This is a genomic window from Pantoea sp. E2023-21 (assembly GCF_051302795.1).
Lineage (GTDB): Bacteria > Pseudomonadota > Gammaproteobacteria > Enterobacterales > Enterobacteriaceae > Pantoea > Pantoea ludwigii_A.
In genome coordinates this window covers 2,342,069-2,365,571 of the sequence record NZ_CP195344.1, presented here as the reverse complement: position 1 = coordinate 2,365,571, position 23,503 = coordinate 2,342,069, and the positions used below count along the sequence as shown (strand labels likewise).

Annotated in this window: 16 protein-coding genes; 13 read left to right on the top strand and 3 right to left on the bottom strand. The window is 56.9% G+C overall.

Features of this window, described 5'->3' with window-relative positions:
- Positions 1-15: 15 nt before the first annotated feature.
- Both lysA and ACRQ84_RS11100 read left to right on the top strand, forming a co-directional pair.
- Positions 16-1,269, top strand: a complete 1,254-nt coding sequence (gene lysA, locus ACRQ84_RS11105; RefSeq protein WP_483816070.1) for a diaminopimelate decarboxylase — start codon at positions 16-18, stop codon at positions 1,267-1,269.
- Positions 1,269-1,718 carry a GNAT family N-acetyltransferase gene (locus ACRQ84_RS11100; protein ID WP_483816069.1) on the top strand — a complete coding sequence of 150 codons (450 nt, stop codon included), beginning with the start codon at positions 1,269-1,271 and terminating at the stop codon, positions 1,716-1,718. Before lysA ends, ACRQ84_RS11100 begins: the two co-directional genes overlap by 1 nt.
- Before the next feature lie 83 nt (positions 1,719-1,801).
- Here the strand turns inward: ACRQ84_RS11100 and galR are convergent, their stop codons facing one another.
- Positions 1,802-2,803, bottom strand: coding sequence for an HTH-type transcriptional regulator GalR (galR, locus tag ACRQ84_RS11095; RefSeq protein ID WP_064738076.1), 1,002 nt, complete (start codon positions 2,801-2,803; stop codon positions 1,802-1,804).
- 196 nt (positions 2,804-2,999) lie between these two features.
- On the opposite strand from galR, the gene ACRQ84_RS11090 reads away from it, so the two are divergent.
- From ACRQ84_RS11090 to lplT, 11 genes are all read left to right on the top strand, one after another.
- A complete protein-coding gene (locus ACRQ84_RS11090; RefSeq protein WP_483816068.1) occupies positions 3,000-5,273 on the top strand; it encodes a molybdopterin-dependent oxidoreductase in 2,274 nt (757 codons plus the stop codon).
- Positions 5,274-5,653: 380 nt separating this feature from the next.
- Positions 5,654-7,384 (top strand): penicillin-binding transpeptidase domain-containing protein, encoded by a 1,731-nt coding sequence (locus tag ACRQ84_RS11085; protein ID WP_483816067.1) that lies wholly within the window; start codon positions 5,654-5,656, stop codon positions 7,382-7,384.
- Between the two features lie 666 nt (positions 7,385-8,050).
- On the top strand, positions 8,051-9,292 hold the full coding sequence (locus tag ACRQ84_RS11080; protein ID WP_483816066.1) for an MdtA/MuxA family multidrug efflux RND transporter periplasmic adaptor subunit: 1,242 nt from the start codon (positions 8,051-8,053) through the stop codon (positions 9,290-9,292).
- Positions 9,289-12,456 (top strand): multidrug efflux RND transporter permease subunit, encoded by a 3,168-nt coding sequence (locus ACRQ84_RS11075; RefSeq protein WP_483816065.1) that lies wholly within the window; start codon positions 9,289-9,291, stop codon positions 12,454-12,456. The genes ACRQ84_RS11080 and ACRQ84_RS11075 overlap by 4 nt, the downstream gene beginning before the upstream one ends.
- The gene (locus ACRQ84_RS11070; RefSeq protein ID WP_483816064.1) at positions 12,453-15,557 is read left to right on the top strand and encodes an efflux RND transporter permease subunit; all 3,105 of its coding nucleotides are present in this window, start codon (positions 12,453-12,455) and stop codon (positions 15,555-15,557) included. Before ACRQ84_RS11075 ends, ACRQ84_RS11070 begins: the two co-directional genes overlap by 4 nt.
- Positions 15,558-16,961, top strand: coding sequence for an efflux transporter outer membrane subunit (locus ACRQ84_RS11065; RefSeq protein WP_483816063.1), 1,404 nt, complete (start codon positions 15,558-15,560; stop codon positions 16,959-16,961).
- A gap of 172 nt (positions 16,962-17,133) precedes the next feature.
- Positions 17,134-17,808, top strand: a complete 675-nt coding sequence (locus ACRQ84_RS11060) for a hypothetical protein (protein ID WP_483816062.1) — start codon at positions 17,134-17,136, stop codon at positions 17,806-17,808.
- 2 nt (positions 17,809-17,810) lie between these two features.
- Positions 17,811-18,002 (top strand): hypothetical protein, encoded by a 192-nt coding sequence (locus tag ACRQ84_RS11055; RefSeq protein WP_064738069.1) that lies wholly within the window; start codon positions 17,811-17,813, stop codon positions 18,000-18,002.
- 19 nt (positions 18,003-18,021) lie between these two features.
- Positions 18,022-18,501, top strand: coding sequence for an Hcp family type VI secretion system effector (locus ACRQ84_RS11050; protein WP_483816061.1), 480 nt, complete (start codon positions 18,022-18,024; stop codon positions 18,499-18,501).
- 162 nt (positions 18,502-18,663) lie between these two features.
- Entirely contained in the window at positions 18,664-20,814 is a 2,151-nt protein-coding gene (gene aas, locus ACRQ84_RS11045; protein WP_483816060.1) for a bifunctional acyl-ACP--phospholipid O-acyltransferase/long-chain-fatty-acid--ACP ligase, read from the top strand.
- Positions 20,811-22,001, top strand: coding sequence for a lysophospholipid transporter LplT (gene lplT, locus ACRQ84_RS11040; RefSeq protein ID WP_483816059.1), 1,191 nt, complete (start codon positions 20,811-20,813; stop codon positions 21,999-22,001). Before aas ends, lplT begins: the two co-directional genes overlap by 4 nt.
- An 81-nt stretch (positions 22,002-22,082) precedes the next feature.
- Here the strand turns inward: lplT and ACRQ84_RS11035 are convergent, their stop codons facing one another.
- Positions 22,083-23,123 carry an NADP(H)-dependent aldo-keto reductase gene (locus tag ACRQ84_RS11035; RefSeq protein WP_064738066.1) on the bottom strand — a complete coding sequence of 347 codons (1,041 nt, stop codon included), beginning with the start codon at positions 23,121-23,123 and terminating at the stop codon, positions 22,083-22,085.
- Between the two features lie 144 nt (positions 23,124-23,267).
- Positions 23,268-23,486, bottom strand: a complete 219-nt coding sequence (locus ACRQ84_RS11030) for a YgdI/YgdR family lipoprotein (RefSeq protein ID WP_064738065.1) — start codon at positions 23,484-23,486, stop codon at positions 23,268-23,270.
- Between the last annotated feature and the right edge of the window lie 17 nt (positions 23,487-23,503).

Genomic DNA, 23,503 nt, shown 5'->3' with positions numbered 1-23,503 from the left:
CACAGGAGAATTGACATGCCACGTCCACTGAATAACACCGAAACGGCGCTGAATGCCGCCAATTTACTGCCGCTGGCGCAGCGTTATGCCGGGCCATTTTGGGCGTACGACGCCGCGATTATTCAGCAGCGCATTGCGCAGCTGAGCGCATTTGATGTGGTGCGTTTTGCGCAGAAAGCCTGCTCCAATATTCATATTCTGCGTCTGATGCGGGCGGCGGGTGTCAAAGTGGATTCGGTGTCGCTGGGTGAAATTGAGCGTGCCATCGCCGCCGGTTATCAGCCGGGCGGCGAAGATATTGTTTTTACCGCCGATGTGTTCGATCAGCCGACGCTGGCACGCATTGCAGAGCTGAAGGTGCCGGTCAATGCCGGTTCGGTGGATATGCTGCATCAATTGGGTGAAGTGTCGCCGGGCCACGCGGTGTGGCTGCGCATCAACCCTGGTTTTGGTCACGGCCATAGCCAGAAAACCAACACCGGTGGTGAGAACAGCAAACACGGTATCTGGCACAGCGATCTGCCGCTGGCGCTGGCGGCGATCCAACAACACGGCCTGCGTCTGGTGGGTTTGCATATGCACATCGGTTCCGGCGTGGATTACGCGCATCTGCAGCAGGTGTGTGACGCAATGGTCGATCAGGTGGTGACGTTTGGTCAGGATCTGCAGGCGATTTCTGCCGGTGGCGGTTTATCGATTCCGTATCGTGTTGGCGAAGAAGCCATTGATACCCAGCACTATTACGGCTTGTGGAACGGCGCACGTGAGCGCATCGCCGCGCATCTCGGCCATGCGGTGAAACTGGAGATCGAACCAGGCCGCTTCCTGGTGGCTGAATCGGGCGTGCTGGTATCGCAGGTACGCGCGGTGAAAGCGATGGGCAGCCGTCACTTTGTGCTGGTCGATGCCGGTTTCAGCGATTTGATGCGCCCATCCATGTACGGTAGCTATCATCATATTTCGCTGCTGCCGGTGGAGGGTCGCGCGCTGGGTGACGAAACCGTAGAGAGTGTGGTGGCCGGCCCGCTGTGTGAATCTGGCGACGTGTTCACGCAGTTGGAAGGCGGCAAAGTGGAAACCCGCGCGCTGCCTGCGGCGCAGGTCGGGGATTATTTGGTATTCCATGATACCGGCGCGTACGGCGCGTCGATGTCGTCTAACTACAACAGCCGTCCGCTGATTCCGGAAGTGTTGTTTGAGAATGGCGCGGCGCGGGAAATTCGTCGTGCGCAGACCATCGAGGAACTGCTGGCGCTGGAGCTGATCTGATGAAGATCGTTGCGCTCAGCGCGGTGCCGCATCACGCCACACAGATCACCGATTGGCTGTGGCAGGCGTTTGGTGATGGCACCTCGCGTGCGTTTTACGACAGCATTGTGCGCAGTAGCCTCAACGGCGCCGATTTCCCGGTGACCTTCGTGGCGCTTGACGGCGATATACCGCTCGGCACGGTGGGATTTTGGCGCTGCGATTTGATCAGTCGTCAGGATCTTTATCCGTGGGTAGCCGCGTTATTCGTTGAGGAATCCGCGCGCGGCAAAGGATTGAGTGAAGCGCTGCAGCAGCATGTGATTGATTTCGCGCGTCAGCGTGGACATAACAAGCTGTGGTTGTGGGCAACGTTTGGTGGTTATTACGAACGTTTTGGCTGGCAGTATCAGTGCGACGCGCTGGAGTTCCCGGATGTGCAGGTGAAGGTGTATGCGCGGGATTTGTAGTTGCACAACGCACTGAATCGTAGCGGCGCGATTTATCGCGCAATAAATTGCGCCGCTACAAATTGTGCGGCGCGCAATCTTGCTTAACCCGGCCCGCTCACCGAATGGCGTCGTACCAGCGTCGGGCTAAACATATTGGTCACTTCCGGCATCTCGCCGCCATTGGCTAACGCTAGCGCCAGTTGCGCCGCCTGTTGCGCCATGGTGACAATCGGATAGCGCACCGTCGTCAATCGTGGACGCACATAGCGCGACACCAGCACATCATCGAAGCCAATCAGCGACATCTCTTCCGGCACGCGAATCCCGTTGTCGCTCAGCACCGCCAGCGCACCGGCGGCCATCGAATCGTTGTAACAGGCCACCGCCGTGAACTGTTTGCCGCGGCCCATCAATTCGGTCATCGCCTGCTCGCCGCCCACTTCATCCGGTTCGCCCCATGCCACTAAACGATCGTTACACGGTAAACCGTGCTCTTTCAGCGCATCGTAATAACCCTGCAGCCGATCTTCGGCATCGGAAATGGTGTGCGTGGAGCAGATAAAAGCGATTTGCGTGTGGCCTTGCTGAATCAGATGACGCGTGGCCAGCCACGCGCCGTAGCGGTCATCCAGCGCGATACAGCGATTTTCAAAGCCTTTGAGCAGGCGATTCAGCAGCACCATACCCGGCACCTGCTTCATCAACATCTCTAAATCGTCGTCGGGGATTTTCTTGGCGTGTACCACTAAGGCGGCACAGCGATGGCGCATCAGTTGCTCAATCGCCTGACGCTCTTTTTGCTCATTGTGGTAACCGTTACCAATCAGCAAAAAGTTGCCGGTCTGGCCCGCAACTTCATCCACCGCTTTCACCATCGCGCCAAAAAACGGGTCGGAAACATCGCCCACCACTAAACCGAGAGTTTCGGTGGATTGCTGCGCCAGGGCGCGTGCGTTGGCGTTCGGGTGATACTGCAACTGCTCCATTGCCTGAGTGACGGCGAGGCGCGAACTCTCGCTGGCTTTGGGCGAATTATTGATGACGCGGGAAACGGTCGCGACCGAGACCCCAGCCATACGGGCAACATCCTTAATGGTAGCCATGCGATTATCGACATCCGGGAAAACGTTTACACAGACCACCAGTGTTACGGAAAACCCACCCTGTAGCAACCCGCCAGAATGCCAGCGCTGTCGCAAAAGCACGGAAAATCAGGCGCTCACAGCCGCGCTTCAGCTCAGTCACAGGCCCATGTTATGCTGCCAAACATACTCACACCTGCCTGCCGGACCCAATACCATGAAAACTCGCGTGCCACATCTGGCGCACTGGGGCGCTTTTACCGCCGTCACCGAAAACGATCGCCTGATTGGCTGTGAACCGTTCTTCGCCGATGCCGATCCGTCGCCGATGCTCAACACTATTCCTGAACTGGTCTATTCGGATAAACGCATCCGTCAGCCGATGGTGCGCCGTTCGTGGTTGAAGTCGCGCGAGAACAGCGACCGCACGCTACGTGGCCGCGAAGATTTTGTGGCGGTGGATTGGGATACCGCGCTGGATTTAGTCGCAGAAGAGAATCGCCGCGTGCGCGATCGCTACGGCGCTTCCGGCATTTTCAACGGCTCTTACGGCTGGTCATCGGCGGGGCGCGTCAACCATGCGCGCACGCTGATTCGTCGCTTCTATTTTCAGGGCGGCGGCGGGGTTGATCAGCAAGGTAACTACAGCTGGGGTGCGGCGCAGTTCTTCCTGCCGTACGTGATCGGCACCTACATGCCGCTGACCGGTCGCGTGACCGATTGGCCGGAAGTGGTACAGCACGCCGATATCTTTATCGCCTTCGGCGGCCTGGCGCTTAAAAACGCGCAGGTGGCGTCCGGCGGAGCAGGGCAGCATAGCCTTAAACCGGCGCTGGAGCAGCTCAGCGCCAAAGGCACGCCGATCATCAACATTAGCCCGATGCGCGATGATTGTCCGGCGTTCGTGAATGCCGAGTGGATTCCGATTCGCCCCAACACCGACGTGGCGCTAATGCTGGCGTTGGGTTTCGAAATTACCCGTCGCAACGCGCTGGATGAAAGCTTCCTCGCCAGCCACTGCACTGGCTGGCCGCAGCTGCGCAGCTATTTGCTAGGTGAAAGCGATGGCATTGTCAAAACGCCTGAGTGGGCAAGCAGCATTACCGGCATTCCGGCGGCGCGAATTGCCTTGCTGGCGCAACAGCTGATTGGCAAACGCAGTTTTATTACCTGCTCCTATTCAGTACAGCGCGCCCATCGCGGCGAACAGCCGTACTGGATGATGATTGCGCTGTCGTCGATGCTCGGGCAGCCGGGCTTGCCGGGCGGCGGTTTCTCGTTTGGTCACGGTTCAATGAACAGCGTCGGCAATCCGCGTCAGGATGGTCCGGCACCGATGATGAGCACCGGCCCGAATCCGGGCAATTTATCGATTCCGGTGGCGCGCATCAGCGACATGCTGCTCAATCCGGGTCAGCCGTATCATTTCCAGGGCGAAACCCAGCACTATCCTGATATCCACTTAGTACACTGGGCGGGCGGCAATCCGTTCCATCATCATCAGCAGCTCAATCGTCTGGTGGAAGGCTGGCAGCGCCCGGATACGGTGATTGTGCAGGATATCGTCTGGACGCCGGCGGCGCAGATGGCGGATATCGTGTTGCCCGCCACCACCACGCTCGAGCGCAACGATCTTGGCGGCTCATCGCGCGATCGCTTCGTGCTGGCGATGCATCAGGCGATTAAGCCGCAGCATCAGGCGCGCAACGATTTCGATATCTTTGCCGATATCGCCGATCGTCTTGGCTATCGTGATGTGTTCACTGAAGGACGTAACGAGATGCAGTGGATTGAGCATCTGTATCAGCAATGCGCGACAGCCCATGCGCGCAGAGATATTCATTTCCCGGAGTTCGGTGAATTCTGGGATCGCGGGTTTGTCGAGATTCCCGAAGGCGGCAAGCCGTTTGTGTTTATGGATGATTTCCGCGCCAATCCGCAAGCGCATCCGATTCAAACCGCCAGCGGCAAAATTGAGCTGTTTTGCCAAACCATCGCCGATTATCAGCTGGAGGATTTCGCCGGTCATCCCGAGTGGCGCGAGCCGCAGGAGTGGCTGGGCGCGCCGCTCAGCGCGCAGTTCCCGCTGCATATGATCTCCATTCAGCCGTCGGATCGTCTGCACAGCCAGATGGATGCCACCGCCACGGTACAAGCCAATAAAACTGCCGGGCATGAGACGCTGTATATGCATCCGCAGGATGCCGCCGCGCGTGAAATTCAGGATGGCGATGAGATTGAAGTGAGCAACGCGCGCGGTCGTATGCTGGCCGGCGTGCGCCTGACCGACGGTTTAACGCCGGGCGTCGTGATCATCGCCACTGGCGCCTGGTTCGATCCGGGATTTGGTCGCGCATGGCAGCCGTGGGATCGCGCGGGTAACCCGAATGTCCTGACATTAGACATCGGCACCTCATCGTTAACTCAGGGGCCAAACGCCATGAGTTGCCTGGTGGAAATCAAAAAACATCGGATTTGCACAAACAGTTAACAATCTCACCGCTGGTTACATTTTGCGGGTAACTGTTGCGTTTAGGAGATGGTTTCTCATCCTGCCGCCTTGCTACAGTCAGGGTCCCAGAGGTATTGATGGGTGAACATCAAAAAGTTTTCTTGATTACACCGACCTGCGCAGATGCGCAGGTTTTTTTTTGCTTAACGAATCGAAACACACTTTTTCTGTCAACTGCGTTTACGTTTCTTTATAAGAGAAACCATTCATACCCAAAATAATTCGAGCTGTAGCAAGGCGGCAAATGAGTTCATCCCCAGGAGCTTACTGAAGTAAGTGACTGGGGTGCACACGCGCAGCCAACGCAGCTACAGCTCGAAGTATGAAGGGTATTACCATTTTGATTGCAGTGGATTGCCATGCCTCCTATTAAAAAATTTCTGGGAAAAGACCAGATACAAGCGCCCTTTAACCCGTTTCGTTTTCGCCTGATTTGCCTCGGCGTTTTCTGCTGTCTGGTGCTGTTACTGATCTGCGTTGGTGACCTGCAGCTGATCAAGCATCCAATGCTGGAGCATGAAGCCGATCAGCGCTCGTTGCGCACCGTGACGCTGCCAACCAACCGCGGTACCCTGCTGGATCGCGATGGCCAAGCCTTAGCGCTGAGCGTACCGGCGCGTGACATCATCGCCGATCCAATGCGCGTGCTGGAGGCGAATCCCGATTTCACCAGCGCCAAATGGGCCTATCTGGCGGCGGCACTTAATCAGCGTCCGGAAGATCTGCGTGCGGCCATCACCGCTAACCCGAAAAAACGCTTTCTCTATCTGGGCCGTAAGATCGAACTCGGCATTGCCAAAGATATCGCCGAGCTGAAACTGAAAGGTATCAGCTCGGTGTATAACGACAGCCGTTTTTATCCGATGAGTGAAGCAGCCGCACCGTTGATTGGTATCGTCGGTGCTGACAGCAACGGCTTGAACGGCATTGAGAAAGGTTTCGACCATGTGTTGCAGGGCGATCCGGGCAAAGAGGTGTATCGCCAGGATGGTGAAGGCAACATCATTGCAATGATCGATTACCAACCGCCACAACAGCCGCCGACGGTACAGCTCAGCATCGACAAGTTTGACCAGTTCACGCTCTACAGCAAACTGCGCGACGGCGTGCTGCTGAATAAAGCCGATTCGGGCGCAGCGGTGCTGGTGAAAATCGATACCGGCGAGATTCTGGCGATGGCCTCTTATCCGTCGTTCAACCCGAACAATTACGAAAACGCCACGCCGGCGCAGATGCGTAACTCGGCGATCAACGACAGTTACGAACCCGGCTCAACGGTGAAACCGCTGGTGGTGATGGAAGGGCTGGAGCGCCATCTGGTGCGCGCTGATTCGGTGATCGATACCACGCCGTACAGCGTCAACGGCCACCTGATCCGCGACGTTGGCCACTGGCCGCGCCTGACCATGACCGGCATCTTGCAGAAATCGAGTGACATCGGCGTGTCGCATATTGCGCTGGCGATGCCGGCTGAAGCGCTGGTGAACACTTATCAGGCGTTTGGTTTGGGTAAACCGACCGGGCTGGGATTGACCGGTGAGAGCGTGGGTTACTTCCCGCTGCATCGCGAGCGCTGGGCGGATATCGAACGCGCCACTTTCGCCTTTGGCTACGGCCTGCGCGTTACGCCGCTGCAGATTGCGCGTGAATACGCCACGCTCGGTTCGTACGGCGTTTATCGTCCGCTGTCGATCACCAAAGTGACGCCGCCGGTGCTGGGCAAACAGGTGGCGAATCCGCAGGTGGTGCAAACCGTGGTGCATATGCTGGAGAGTGACGTGCTGCCGGGCGGTACCGGGGTGAGAGCGGCGGTGCCGGGTTATCGTCTGGCGACCAAAACCGGTACGGCAGAGAAGATGGGCACCAGCGGCAAGTACGATGGTGGCTATATCAACTACACCGCGGGCATCGCGCCTGCCAGCCATCCGGAAGTGGCGCTGGTGGTGATGATTAACCATCCTACCGCAGGCGATCACTTTGGTGGTTCAGTTGCGGCACCCATCTTCGGCAACATCATGGGACCGGTGCTAAAGCACATGAATGTGGCGCCGGATGCCATTTACACTAAACCAACCTCAGACAAATCTTAGTTAAATCAAAACTGTAAGCGCGGTGTGGAGAATATTCACACCTCGTTTCACTTCCCCAAACACCGTTGCTTTTTGCACCTGTCTTTCACCGGCTTATCGGTGCGAGTATGGACGTCCCAGAGGTATTGATGGGTGTGAAAACAACGCTGCTTTGGTAGCGATGACCCTGTTATTACACCGACCCACGCAGATGCGTGGGTTTTTTTTGCCTGCAATTTATCGGTAATTGCGCATTCAAGTGCGCGATGAATCGTGCCGCTACGGAAGTGTGCACGTATTTGTAGCGGCGCAATGTATTGCGTAATCGCAATGAAGCAAGCCCGAATGTGTAGCGGCGCAATTTATTGCGCAATCGCAATGAAGCAAGAACGAATGTGTAGCGGCGCAATGTATTTCGCTGATCGCGGAAATGGCGACGGCGTGGCTGACGCTGAGTTCGGATAACAAGCTGCCGCATCTGGCGCAGGCCGACGCAGCCAGTTACACACTTCTACAGGATACTGGGCGGCGGTTGGCAATCCTGACAACCTTAACGAAACCCTTACAGTTCGCGTATGGAATTCGCGCGGGCATTAAGCCGATAATGCGCGGAGTGATGATTTCCCTTTGAAATAATCCCCTGTTTTTCAGGGGATTTTCCCTTTCCTTGTTAACCTGAAGACTCTGATGACTAACAACACTTCCCGCTACTCGTCTTTCCGCTGGCTGAAATGGCTGCTTCTTTTGCTTGTGCTGTTGATAGTGGCTGGCGTGGTCTGGCGCGTAGTGGGCGGGCGCGGCGGGATGCCGCCGGGAGCGGAAAAAAGCGCACGCGGCGGGCATCGCGGCGGCGCGGGCGGTCCGCCGGGCATGGCGATGATGGGCGGCGCAACACTGGTGCACAGTGGCGTCGCCAGCACCGCCGACGTGCCGCAATATCTTAACGCGCTCGGCACGGTGATCCCCAATGCCAGCGTCACGGTGACCAGCCGCGTCGCCGGTCAGCTGGAAAACGTGTTCTTCACCGAAGGGCAAAAAGTCAGCGCCGGACAGCTGCTGGCGCAGATCGATCCGCGCAGCTATCAGGCGACACTGGCGCAGTATCAGGGCGATCTTAATCAGAATCAGGCGTTGCTGAAAAGCGCGCAGTTAACGCTGGTGCGCTATCAGAAACTGGCGGCGCAGGACTCGTTGTCGCGCCAGGATCTCGATACCCAAACCGCCACCGTTGGGCAATACAAAGGCGCGGTGGCTGCCGATGAAGCGCAGATTGCCAGCGCCAAACTGGATATTGAATACGCGCGCATTACCTCGCCCATCAGCGGACGCGTAGGTTTACGTCTGGTCGATCCGGGTAATATGGTGCAAACCAGCGATACCACCGGCATCGTGGTGGTGACGCAGATGCAGCCTGCCGCCGTCACCTTTAGCGTGCCGCAGAGCAATATTCCGCAATTGAGCAAAGCGCTGCACGACGGACAAAGCTTGCCCGCCACCGCATTTGATCAGGATAACCGCACCGCACTGGCGCAGGGTGATGTCAGGTTCATCAGCAACCAAATCGATACCAGCACCGGTACCATCGCGCTGAAAGCCACCTTTCCGAATAAAGATGAAACGCTGTTTGCCAACCAGTTCGTCAATCTGCGTCTACAAACTCACATCCTGAAAAATGCCACGGTGATCCCGGCGCAGGCGCTGCAGCTGAGCAGCGACGGCAGCTTCGTGTTTGTCATCAATAAAGACAACACCGTAACGCGCAAAGCGGTGACCACCGGCCCCACTTTTGGTGACGATCAGCAGGCGATCCTTAAAGGGGTGGAACCGGGCGATCGTCTGGTGACCGAAGGCATTGATCGCCTGACCAACGGCAGCAAAGTGCAGCTGGCTGATGAGAGCAAAACCACTGCGACCGCCGAGGCCAAATGAATCCGTCTCGCCTGTTTATTGAGCGTCCGGTCGCCACCATTCTGCTGATGGTCGGCATACTGATCGCCGGGATCTTCTCCTATCGTTTTCTCTCCACTTCGGCGCTGCCGCAGGTGGATTACCCGACTATTCAGGTCACCACGCTTTATCCTGGCGCCAGCCCGGATGTGATGGCGTCGTCCGTCACGTCGCCGCTGGAGCGCCAGCTCGGTCAAATGGCGGGCTTGAGTCAGATGACCTCAACCAGCTCAAGCGGATCGTCCATCGTCACGCTGAAATTCAGCCTCGATTTGTCGCTGGATGTGGCCGAGCAGGAAGTGCAGGCGGCGATCAACGCCGCCAACAATTTGCTACCTGGCGATCTGCCTAATCCGCCAACCTACAAAAAGGTCAATCCGGCCGATACCGCGGTCATCACCCTTGCGGTGAGTTCCGCCACGCTGCCGCTGACCCAGGTGCAGGATCTGGTCAACACGCGCGTGGCGCTCAAGCTATCGCAGATTAACGGCGTTGGCATGGTGACGCTGGCGGGCGGCCATCAGCCGGCGATCCGCGTGCAGATGGATCCGAAAGCGCTGGCGGCGCATAAGCTGTCACTGGAAGACGTCAACACGCTGATTAGCAACAGCAACGTTAACGGCTCGAAAGGCGGCTTTGACGGTAAATATCACTCGGTCACCATTGATGCCAACGATCAGCTACGCACCGCCGATGAGTACGGCAATCTGATCATCACTTACCAAAACGGCGCGGCGCTGCGGCTGAAAGATATCGCCCATATCGAACAGGGACCGGAGAACAGCTTCCAGTCGGCGTGGGCGAATAATAGCCCGGCGATTGTGATCGGCGTACAGCGCCAGCCGGGTGCCAACGTGATTCAGGTGGTGGACAGCATCAAAGCGCAGCTGCCGAAGCTGCAGGCGGCGCTGCCGGACGGCGTGAAGATGAGCATTCTGTCGGATCGCACGCAAACCATTCGCGCTTCAATCAGCGACGTGCAGTTTGAGCTGATGCTGTCGGTAGCGCTGGTGGTCATGGTGACATTCCTGTTCTTACGCAATGTGGCCGCGACCTTGATTCCCAGCGTGGCGGTGCCACTGTCGCTGATTGGCACCTTCGGCGTGATGTATCTGGCCGATTTCAGCCTGAATAACCTGTCGCTGATGGCGCTGACCATTGCCACCGGCTTCGTTATTGACGACGCGATTGTGGTGGTGGAGAACATTTCGCGGCGGCTGGAGGAGGGCGAAACGCCGATGCAGGCGGCGCTGAAAGGCTCGCAGCAGATTGGCTTCACCATCATCTCGCTGACCTTCTCACTGATTGCGGTGCTGATTCCACTGCTGTTTATGGGCGATGTGGTCGGGCGGCTGTTCCGCGAATTTGCCATCACCCTTGCGGTATCGATTCTGGTGTCGATGGTGGTATCACTCACGCTGACGCCAATGCTGTGCGCTTATCTGTTGCAACACATTCCGCCAGAAAAACAGTCGCGCTTTTCGCGCAAAGGCGGCGAGGTGTTCGACAAGCTGGTGCGCGGTTACGACCGCCTGCTGACGGTGGTGCTGAACCATCAGAAGCTGACGCTGCTGGTGGCGCTGGCAACCTTTGCGCTCACCGCGCTGTTGTACATCGCCATCCCCAAAGGTTTTTTCCCGTCGCAGGATACTGGCCTGATTCAGGGCGTGACGGTGGCGTCGCAGGATGTGTCGTTTAGTGAGATGTCGAAGCGGCAGCAGGCGCTGGCGAAGGTGATGCTGCAAAATCCGTCGGTAGAGAGTTTGTCCTCAACCGTCGGCATTGATGGCAGCAATACCAGCCTGAATAGCGGGCGCATCCAGATCAACCTCAAGTCGTTTGACGATCGCGATGACAAAGCCGACGTGGTGATCAAACAGCTGCAACAGGCGGCGCAGCAGGTGGCGGGCATTCAGCTCTATCTGCAACCGGCGCAGGATTTGACGGTGAACGATCAGGTGTCGCCGAGCCAGTATCAGTTCACGCTGGATGATGCCGACAGCGAAAACCTGGTGAGCTGGACGCCGAAGATGGTGGCCGCGTTGCAGCAGCGCCCGGAATTTAACGGCGTGGTGAGTAACTTGCAGGATCAGGGCCGCGTGGCCTACGTCGAGCTGAATCGCGATAAAGCGGCGCGCTACGGCATTACCGCCGCCGACGTGGATACCGCGCTGTACAACAGCTTCGGTCAGCGACTGGTCTCCACCATCTTTACCCAGGCCAATCAGTATCGCGTGGTGCTGGAAGTGGCGCCGCAGTATCAGCAATCTCCCGCCTCCTTTGATGATGTCTATTTGCCGGTAAGCAGCAGCACTTCATCCAGCGACGACAGCAGCACGTCGTCTTCCTCGGATGACACCAGCACCACGACCGGCATGGTGAAACTGACGTCAATCGCCACCATTCATCAGCGCACCGGTTCGCTGATGCACATGCGCCTCAACCAGTTCCCGGCGGTGATGGTGTCGTTCAACCTCAACAGCGGTTACTCGCTGGAGGATGGGCAGAAGGCGATTGCCGAGGTCACACAGCAGCTCAATCTGCCGTCGAGCATTACCCTGCGTTATCAGGGCGAAACCTCGGCGTTTCAAAGCGCTACCGGCAACACGCTGTGGCTGATCCTGGCGGCGCTGATCACCATGTACGTAGTGCTCGGCATTCTGTATGAGAGCTTTATTCATCCGGTGACCATTCTCTCGACGCTGCCTTCTGCGGCGGTCGGCGCCTTGCTGACGCTGCTGCTGGCCGGTAGTGAGTTCAGCCTGATTGCGCTGATTGGCGTGATCCTGCTGATCGGCATCGTTAAAAAGAACGCAATTATGATGATCGACTTCGCGCTAGAGGCGGAAAACAAACAGCACATGAGCGCACGTGACGCGATTCATCAGGCGTGTTTGCTGCGCTTCCGACCGATTTTGATGACCACCATGGCGGCGCTGCTCGGCGCACTGCCGCTAATGCTGGCCTCCGGTTCCGGTGCCGAGCTGCGCCAGCCGCTTGGCCTGGTGATTGTTGGCGGGTTGATCGTCAGCCAGGTGCTGACGCTGTTCTCCACGCCGGTGATTTATCTGTGGTTTGATGGCATCGCGCAGCGCGGCAAACGCTACATGCAGCGTAAGCAGCAGCAGGCGCGGGGCGATCGATGAACTTAACCCGGCTGTTTATTTTCCGTCCCGTTGCCACGCTGCTGCTGACGCTGGCGATCCTGCTGCTGGGGTCGTTGGGCTATCGGCTGCTGCCGGTAGCGCCACTGCCGCAAGTGGATTTCCCCACCATCATGGTGAGCGCCAGCCTGGCCGGTGCCAGCCCGGAAACCATGGCGGCCACCGTCGCCACGCCGCTGGAGCGCTCGCTGGGACAGATCGCCGGTATTACCGAGATGACCTCTAGCAGCTCGCAGGGATCGACCAGCGTGATTTTGCAGTTTGATCTCGATCGCGACATCAACGGCGCGGCGCGTGACGTGCAGGCGGCGATCAACGCTTCACGCAGTTTGCTGCCGAGCGCCATGGAGTCGCTGCCGACTTACCGCAAAGCCAATCCGTCGGATGCGCCGATTGTGATGCTGGCACTGACGTCCGCCACGCGCACGCCGGGCGAACTCTACGATCTGGCAGAAAGCAAAATTGAGCAGGCGATGGGCCAGGTGAAGGGCGTCGGCGAAGTGTCGCTGATGGGCAGCGCCTTACCGGCGGTGCGTATCGATCTGCAGCCGCTGAAGCTGACGCAATACGGCATTTCGCTGGATACGGTGCGCAGCGCCATTGCCAACAGCACCACCAATAAGCCGAAGGGCATTTTGCAGGGCAGAAGCCAGTCGTGGGTGGTGGACAGCAACGGCCAGCTGGATAAGGCCGCGCAGTATCAGGATTTGATCGTCACTTATAAAGAGGGCAAAGCGCTGCGGCTGCACGATGTCGCCACAGTCTACGATTCGGTCGAAGATCAGTATCAGGCCGGTTTCCTCAATTCCATGCCGTCGGTGATGGTGGGGATTAAGCGCCAGGCCGGTGCCAACATGCTCGACACCATTGATGCCATTAAAGCGCAGCTGCCGGCGCTGGAGAAAGATCTGCCCGCCGATACCCAGCTGAAAGTGGTGGTGGATCGATCGCCGACGGTGCGCGCCTCGCTGTACGACACCGAAGAGACGCTGCTGGTGGCGATGCTGCTGGTGATCGCCGTGGTGTTTGTGTTCCTGCGTAATGTGCAGGCGGTGATTATCCCGGCGCTGGCGCTGCCGGTATCGCTGGTCGGCACCTGCGCGGTGATGTATCTGCTTGGCTACAGCCTCGATAACCTGTCGCTGATGGCGCTGATTATCGCCACCGGTTTTGTCGTCGACGACGCGATTGTGGTGCTGGAAAATATCACCCGCCATATCGAAGAGGGACTCAGCCCGCTGCGCGCGGCGCTGCGGGGTGCGCAGGAGGTGAGTTTTACCGTGCTGTCGATGACCATGTCGCTGATTGCGGTATTCATCCCGATTCTGCTGATGGGCAGCATCGTCGGACGCCTGTTCCGCGAGTTTGCCGTGACGCTAACGGTGTCGCTGCTGATCTCAATGTTTGTGTCGCTCAGCCTGACGCCGATGCTGTGCGCGCGCTTGCTCAAGCCAAAGCCAACAGTCACTAAACGCCCGCATCCGCTGTATCAGTTTATCGAAAACCAACTTAACGCTTTGCTGGCGGCTTACTCGCGTGGATTAACCTGGGTGATGGCGCACCAAAAGCTGACGATGTTCAGCCTGGTGCTGACCGTGCTGCTCAATCTATTTCTGTTTTCTGTGGTGCAGAAAGGCTTCTTCCCCAATCAGGATACCGGCTTGCTGATGGGCGCGCTGCGCGCTGACCAAAACATCTCCTTCCAGGCGATGAAGCCGAAAATGCTGCAGTTCACCCACATCATCCAGTCCGATCCGGCGGTGGAGAGCGTGATGTCGTCGATGGGTAGCGGCATGTTCGGCTCGCGCAACAGCGCCAACTTCTTTGTACGGCTGAAGGATTTTGACCAGCGCGATGCCACCGCCACCGAAGTGGCCAACCGGCTGAGTATGAAAACCAGCCATATTGCCGGGGCGCAGATGTTCCTAATGGCGGCGCAAGATCTGCATATCGGCGGACGCAGCGCCAACGCCACCTATCAATACAGCTTGCAGGCCGACGATCTCGATCTGCTGCGCAGCTGGACGCCAAAAGTGCAGGCGGCACTGGCCGCGATCCCGCAGCTCAACAGCGTGGATTCCGATGCGCAAACGGGCGGTCAGGAAGTGGTGATCACTATCGATCGCGACCGTGCCACACGACTGGGCGTTAACGTGCAGATGCTCGACACCCTGCTCAATAACGCCTTCAGCCAGCGCCAGGTCGCCACGCTGTATCACACGCTCAATCAGTATCACGTAGTGATGTCACTGCAGGACAGTTACACGCGCGATCCGGCCATTCTCCAGCAGCTGTATGTGATTAACGACAGCGGCGATCGCGTGCCGCTGGCGGCATTCGCCAGTTTCAAAGGCGGCAACGCGCCGCTGTCGGTGGCACATCAGGGGCAATCGGCCACCAGCACCGTCGCGTTCAACCTCAATGATGGCGTGTCGCTGGAGCAGGCGCAGGCGCTGATTAAACAGGCGATGGCGCAGATCGGTTTACCGTCCACCCTTCAGGTTGGCTTTGCTGGCACCGCCGCCGCATTTGCCCAACTCACCGCCACGATGCCGTGGCTGATTATCGCGGCGCTGGCAGCGGTGTATATCGTGCTCGGCGTGCTGTATGAGAGCTACATCCATCCCATCACCATTCTTTCAACGTTGCCGTCGGCGGGCGTTGGGGCGCTGTTACTGCTGCTGCTCACCAATACGCAGCTCACGGTGATCGCGTTGATCGGCATCATCCTGCTGATCGGTATCGTGAAAAAGAACGCCATCATGATGATCGATTTTGCCATTCACGCCGAGCGCACGCAGGGCATGTCGCCGCAGCAGGCGATCACCCAAGCCTGCCTGATGCGTTTCCGTCCGATCATGATGACCACGTTAGCCGCCTTCTTCGGCGCGCTGCCGTTGGCGCTGGGCAGCGGCGGCGATGCCGATCTGCGTAGCCCGCTTGGGCTGGCGATTGTCGGTGGTTTGGCGCTGAGCCAATTGCTGACGCTGTTTACTACGCCGGTTGTTTATCTCTGGCTCGATGGTTTGAGCCGCGCCACGCAACGTCAGTGGCGGCGGTTGCGTCATGTGGAAACCCGATAGATGAAAATGTCCCTGAAAATTACGCCCGTTGTGCTGGCGCTGATGCTGGCCGGTTGCGCCGTTGGTCCCGATTATCAACGCCCAAACCTGGCGATGCCGACCCATTTCAAAGAAGCCAAAGGCTGGCAGCAGGCGACGCCGCAGGATGCAGACAGCAAAGGCGAATGGTGGCAGGTGTATCACGATGCCACGCTGGATAGCCTGCTGAAGCAGGTGAGCATCTCCAACCAGAACGTTGCCAACTATGCCGCGCAGTACCGTGAAGCGCAGGCGCTTACCTCGCAATCACGCGCCGCGCTGTTGCCATCCGTTGGCTACGACGCCAGCAGTACGCGCAGCGGCAGCCGCGCCAGCACCAGCGGGCAACGCAGCGTCAGCAACAGCCATGCCGCCGATCTCAACGCCAGCTGGGAGCTGGATTTGTGGGGCAAACTGCGCCGCACGCTGGAGGAGAACAACGCCAGCGCTGAAGCCAGCAAAGCCGAGCTGGCGAATATCACCCTGAGCGCGCAGTCCGAACTGGCGCAGGACTATTTCCAGCTGCGCATTATTGACGAAAAAATCGCGCTCTATCAGCGCAGTATCGCTGCCTATCAGCGCTATCTAACGGTCATTCAAAACAAATACGCGGCGGGGAGCGAATCGCGCGCCACCTTAGCGCAGGCACAGATGCAGCTGGAGAGCGCCCGCGCCTCGGCGCAGGATTATCAGTGGCAGCGTGCGCAAATGGAGCACGCGATTGCGCTGCTGCTGGGCCGCGCACCGGCTGATTTTTCTTTGCCGGTGGCGAAGCTGGATGCTGCGCTTCCTGCTATCCCGAATAGCCTGCCTTCGCAGCTGCTGCAGCGCCGTCCTGATATTGCCTATGCCGAGCGCAACGTGGCGGCAGCCAATGCTGCGGTCGGCGTGGCGATTGCCGGTTACTATCCCGACCTGACGCTGAGCGCCAGCGGCGGTGTGAGTTCATCAGCGATTAACAGTTTGTTCTCGCTGCCCAACCGCGTGTGGTCATTGGGGCCGGAACTGAGCGGCACGCTATTAGATTTTGGTGCCACCTCGTCGAAGGTCGATCAGGCGCGTGCGGCCTATGACGCCAGCGTTGCCAGCTATCGCCAGGCGGTGCTGACGGGCATGGGTGAAGTGGAAGATTATCTGGTGCAGTTGAACACCTTACAGGGCGAAATTGCCTCGCAGCAGCGCGCTACCGATGCGGCGCAGGAATCGGCGCGTGTCACGCGCAATCAATATGACGCCGGAATGATCGACTATCTCGACGTCGCCACCACCGAAAACAGCAGCCTGAGCGCGCAGCAGAGTTTGCTGTCGCTGCAGAGCACGCAATGGGTCAGCAGCGTTGGTCTGATCGCCGCGCTGGGTGGCGGATGGCAGGCCGATTCGCCGTAAACCCGGTCGCCATGAATGGCGACCGATCTACGCTTAACTGACGAACATTACGTAACAGATGGCGACTCTATTTAGAAAGTGCGGACTGTGTCCCGAAAATTAACCTTACAGTTTAAATGGTCTCATGATATTTTTTTTGCATCAGGACGATTATTAACCGCAAGGACGAAGTATGTATCACAGTGACTCGATAATAAACGGTATTCAGGCTGAGAAGTTGATGGCACTCCAACTTGAAAAAGCATTATCTGGTGTAAAAGGAGTGGTACTTGAGCAGGCCAATAAAATCGGTGATGGTGCAACCCGCTTGTCGTATTACATATCATGCTTTACTGATAATTATCAGGATGTTTGCGCCCGATTGAAAGAAGAAGACCTTAGATTTCTTGATGGTGTCGCAGAGCTTGTTAAACACCGTGACATTATATACAGAATGTTGCATATCTATTTCGAAGATATTTTTAGATTCAAAACTCGTAGCCAGCTCGAAGTCATTAAATCAAAGCTATTAAAGGCTGGCGTGGTGATTTCAGCCAGTGCTTTAAACAATCAGGCGTTTGTTATTGGAATAACGACGACAGTTTGCCTTGGCACCAGTCTCAGCACTACGATTTTCAAATGGACAGGTAAAGCAACAACGCTTGCTGTAACTGGGCTGGGATTGTACGGCATAGTTCAGCATGCAGCAGAAAGTGCTGAACGGCTCCAGTCACTGTCTCCCATGTATTATCACGCGCTGTCTCTGCAGAAACTCGATATGATGTATTTTCTTATTGAACCACTATTTATGAAAGCGCATGCATTCGATAACAATGTTGTTAGCACCATAATAAACATGGTGCATTAATTATGCTGAACTTCTTAAAACAATGGGTAAAAGCTCAGGCTTCATACTTCTTCTGGGGTTATATTCCACTTATTTTTATTGTTGCATTTGGAGCTTTTGCCGTGACTTATTTTCGGCCTTATGCCCTACAAGCAACAGGCATTGTCATAGTTTTAACTTTCGCTTTTGTCATCTGGTTTAATCGCCCTCGTTAAATTTAAAAGGATTTTAATTATGTCTACACCGGCACACATATGGTTAACAGACGAAAACGGCTCACCCATCATCGGTGAATGCTTAATGCCGACGCGTTTAGGCTCGATAGAAATGCGGACATTAACGCATAACGTCACGATTCCTGTGGATGCACATTATGGGAAACTCACAGGCACGAGAGTACATACCCCCATCGTGTTTCAAAAGGAATTTGACCGGACAACTCCACTATTGTTTCGAGCGCTTTGTCAAGGGAGAACGCTAAAATCGGCCACTATAAAAATGTACAAAATCACAGAGGCGGGGATTGAAACTGAATATTTTAATATTCTGCTCGAAAACGTAAAAATCACCAGTATTACGCCATCACTTTTACCAACGGGCGTAACGGGTACACATATGGAAAATATCGAAATGCGTTATGAAACGATAACGTGGAAGCACGTTGATGGAAACATTCAGTACAAAGACGGATGGAACGAGCGAATGATAGGTTGAAATTAAGTGAACTTTTGCGCCGCGAACACTACATGTACATGCTACCGCGGCGCAATTTGTCTCCTGAAAAATGTCAAAATCTACGAAAATCATCCCGACACTTGTCGAAGCCCCCGGATCCTGCATCGTAAGAGCCATTTTTGCGAATGCTAAGGAGCTGGCATGTTACTGACCTTCTTCCGTTTCCTGTTCCGCCTGCTGTGGCGTGTGGAACTGCGGGGCGACCTCGCGGCACTGCATAAAGAAAAAGTGCTGATCACCCCCAATCATATGTCGTTCCTGGATGGGGTGTTACTGGCGCTATTTCTGCCGATTAAACCGGTGTTTGCCGTCTATTCGTCGATCAGCGACCAATGGTTTATGCGTCTGCTGAAGCCGATTATCGACTTCGTTCCGCTCGATCCCACCAAGCCAATGTCGATCAAGCATCTGGTGCGCATGATCAATCAGGGCCGTCCGGTGGTGATCTTCCCGGAAGGGCGCATCACCGTGACCGGATCGCTGATGAAGATTTACAGCGGTGCCGGCTTTGTGGCGGCGAAATCCGGTGCCACCGTGGTGCCGATGCGTATCGAAGGCGCGGAATATACGCCGTTTGGTCGCCTGGCGGGCGTGTTTAAACGCCGTCTGTTCCCGCGCATCACCTTGACGGTGCTGCCAGCGACCGTCATTCCAATGCCCGAAGCCAAACGTGCGCGCGATCGCCGTACGCTGGCGGGTGAGCACTTGCACCATGTGATGATGGAAGCGCGCATGGCGGTGCGTCCGCGTGAAACGCTGTTTGAGGCCTTCCTCAATGCACGTCAGCGTTATGGGGTGATGAAGCCCTGCATCGAAGACGTCAACTTCAAACCGGATAGCTACACCGGTTTGCTGAAAAAAGCGCTCGGCGTGGGTCGCATTTTGGAGCGCTACAGCAAACAGGGCGAATATGTTGGTCTGCTGCTGCCGAACGCCACGGTGACGGCGGCGGCGATTCTCGGTGCGTCGCTGCGCGGACGGATTCCGGCCATGCTTAACTACACCGCAGGCGTGAATGGCATGCGTGCGGCGTTGACCGCTTCGCAGGTGAAAACCGTCTTTACCTCGCGCCAGTTTCTCGAAAAAGGCAACCTGTGGCACTTGCCGCAGGGACTCACCGAGGTGCAGTGGATCTATCTGGAAGATCTGAAAGATACCGTTACGCTGCAGGACAAACTGTGGATTGTGGCGCATCTGCTGATGCCGCGCCGCGCGCAGGTTCCTCAGCAGCCGGAAGAGGCGGCGATGGTGCTGTTTACCTCCGGTTCGGAAGGCAATCCCAAAGGCGTGGTGCATTCACATAAAAGCCTGCTGGCCAACGTGGAGCAGATACGCACCGTGGCGGATTTCACCCCGCGCGATCGCTTTATGTCGGCGCTGCCGCTGTTCCACGCCTTTGGTTTGACCGTTGGCCTGTTTACGCCGCTGCTGACCGGTGCGCAGGTGTTTCTCTATCCGAGCCCGCTGCATTACCGCATCGTGCCGGAATTAGTTTATGACCGGAACTGCACCGTGCTGTTTGGCACTTCGACCTTCCTCGGCAACTACGCGCGTTTCGCCAGCCCGTATGATTTTGCGCGTCTGCGCTATGTCGTGGCCGGTGCAGAGAAGCTGCAGGAAGCGACGCGTCAAGTCTATATGGAGAAATACGGCATCCGTATTCTTGAAGGCTACGGCGTAACGGAGTGCGCGCCGGTGGTGGCGATCAACGTGCCGATGGCGGCGAAAAATCACACGGTGGGCCGCATTCTGCCAGGCATGGATTCGCGTCTGATTTCCGTGCCGGGCATTGAGCTGGGTGGTCGCCTGCAGCTGCGCGGGCCGAACGTGATGAACGGTTATCTGCGCGTCGAGAATCCAGGCGTGCTGGAAGTGCCGATAGCGGATAACGGCGAAGGTGAGATGGAGGCAGGCTGGTACGACACCGGCGATATCGTCAGCTTTGATGAAGGCGGGTTCTGCCAGATTCAGGGCCGCGCGAAACGCTTCGCAAAAATTGCCGGTGAGATGGTGTCGCTGGAGATTGTTGAGCAGATTGCGCTGAAAGCCTCCCATGAGAAGCAGCATGCGGCGTCGCTGCGTCCGGACAGTAATCGCGGTGAAGCCTTGGTGCTGTTCACCACCGACAGCGAATTAGCTCGCGATACCTTGCTGAAAGCGGCGCGTGAGATCGGTGCGCCGGAATTGGCGGTGCCGCGCGATATCCGCATCATGAAACAACTGCCGATGCTGGGCAGCGGCAAACCGGACTATGTCAGCCTCAAGCAGCTGGCGGAACAGGAGCAGGCATGAGCCAGGCGTTAAATAAGGATGCACCGCTAATGTCACGGAATATGCTGGCGGTGATTGTGGCGCAGTTCTTCTCGGCATTTGGTGACAACGCGCTGTTGTTTGCCACGCTGGCGCTGCTGAAAAATCAGTTCTACCCGGACTGGAGTCAGCCGATCCTGCAAATGCTGTTTGTGGCGACTTACATTCTGCTCGCGCCGTTTGTTGGGCAGATGGCGGATAGCTTTGCTAAAGGTCGGGTGATGATGTTCGCCAACAGCCTCAAGCTGCTGGGGGCGCTGATTATCTGTTTCGGCTTCAATCCGTTCCTTGGCTACACGCTGGTGGGGATTGGTGCGGCATCCTATTCGCCGGCGAAGTACGGCATCCTGACGGAAATCACCCGCGGGGAACGTCTCGTAAAAGCTAACGGCTTAATGGAAGGGTCGACCATTGCGGCGATTCTGCTGGGTTCGGTAGCGGGTGGTATTCTGGCGGACTGGAACCTGGTGGCTGCGCTGGTGGTGTGTGCCATGACGTACGCAATGGCGGTGGTAGCGAACCTCTTTATTCCGCACCTGACGGCGGCGCGTCCGGGACAGAGCTGGTATTTTGGCGCGATGCTGCGCAGTTTCATCGCGGCGACCAAGTTGTTGTGGCGCAACGGCGAAACGCGTTTCTCGCTGCTCGGCACCAGTTTATTCTGGGGCGCGGGCGTGACGCTGCGCTTCCTGCTGGTGCTGTGGGTGCCGGTGGCGCTCGGCATCAGCGATAATAAAACCCCGACCACGCTGAATGCGATGGTGGCGATTGGCATTGTCATCGGTGCGGCTGCGGCGGCAAAACTGGTGACGCTGCAAACCGTGCGCCGCTGTATGCCGGCGGGCGTGTTGATTGGCGTGATGGTGGTCGTGTTTGCGTTGCAACAGAGTTTGCTGAATGCCTATCTGGTGCTGATGCTGATTGGTGCGCTGGGTGGTTTCTTTGTCGTGCCGCTCAATGCGCTGCTGCAGGAGCGTGGTAAAGCGTCCGTGGGTTCGGGTAACGCGATTGCGGTGCAAAATCTGGGTGAAAACAGCGCGATGCTGCTGATGCTGGGTTTGTATACCGTGGCGATTAAGCTGGGCGCACCTGCGGTGGCAACCGGCGTGGGATTCGGTGCGATTTTCGCCGTGGCGATTGCGGTGCTGTGGTGGAAAGCGCGGCGGTAATTGTGCGGTAATTAAAAAGGTCGCCATGAATGGCGACCCTACGGCAGAATTTGTAAGGTGCGCATTAATGCGCACCTGGTTTCAAGGGGCAGGATAAGTAAACTGGCGATGAATCGCTTCCAGTTCCTCTAACACATCAGCGTTCAGCGTCAGATTGAAACTCTCAACGTTAATCTTAAGTTGCTCCAGTGTGGTGGCGCCCAGCAAGGTGCTGGCGACAAACGGCTGTTGACGCACGTAGGCCAGCGCCATCTGCGACGGATCCATATTGTGCTTCTTCGCCAGCTCAACATAGGCGGCAATCGCCTGCTGAGACTGATCGCCGCTGTAGCGGGTAAAGCGACTAAACAGCGTATTGCGCGCACCGGCTGGTTTCGCACCGTTCAGGTATTTACCGCTCAAAGTACCAAAGGCCAGGCTGGAATAAGCCAGCAGCTCGACGCCTTCATGCTGACTGATCTCCGCTAAACCTACCTCGAAGCTGCGGTTCAGCAGGCTGTACGGGTTCTGGATGGTGACGATACGCGGTAGCTCGTGCTTTTCAGCCAGCTGCAGGTAACGCATGACGCCCCACGCGGTTTCGTTCGACACGCCAATGTAGCGAATCTTACCGGCACGTACTTGTTCGGTCAGCGCTTCCAGCGTCTCCAGCAGCGTCACGGGGACACTGGAATCGGTGTATTGATAGCCCAGCTTGCCGAAATAGTTGGTTTGGCGCTGTGGCCAATGCAGCTGATAGAGATCGAGATAATCGGTATTCAGGCGTTTCAGGCTGGCATCCAACGCTTCGCGGATGTTTTTGCGATCCAGCGCCTGGTTCGGGCGAATTGAGGCATCCGCACCGCGTACCGGGCCGGCCACTTTGCTGGCGAGGATGATTTTGTCACGGCTGCCGCGCTTTTTCAGCCAGCTACCAATGTACTGTTCGGTTAATCCCTGGGTTTCCGGGCTCGGCGGCACCGGATACATTTCCGCGGTATCAATCAGGTTAATGCCACTGCTAACCGCGTAATCAAGCTGTGCGTGGGCGTCGGCTTCGCTGTTCTGCTCACCAAACGTCATGGTTCCAAGCCCCAGCTGACTCACTTCCAGCGTGCTATGGGGAATACGGTGATAGTGCATTTGCCGGCATCCTTTTTTCATTATGAAAGGGAATGTTGTGTCCTTTGGGACTATAGCGTGTGAAGCGGCGCGGAAGGAAGGGGGGAAAGTTCGGGAAATCGCCTGCACAAGGGGAAAACATGTGCAGGCAAGGCAATTTGGCACTTAACGCTCAATGATGGTCGAAACCTCGTCACCATTGATCTGCATCTGATGGCCTTTCTCATCGGTGTACTGTACCAATCCAGTCTCTTTATCGATGGCGGGTTTGCCATCGGTCATGATCATGCGGCCATCTTTGGTCGCCATGACGTAATCACTGCTGCAACCACTCAATAACAGCGCAACCAATCCTAAACCCACTGCACTTACCAACCCTTTCATTCTTATCTCCTTCTCGC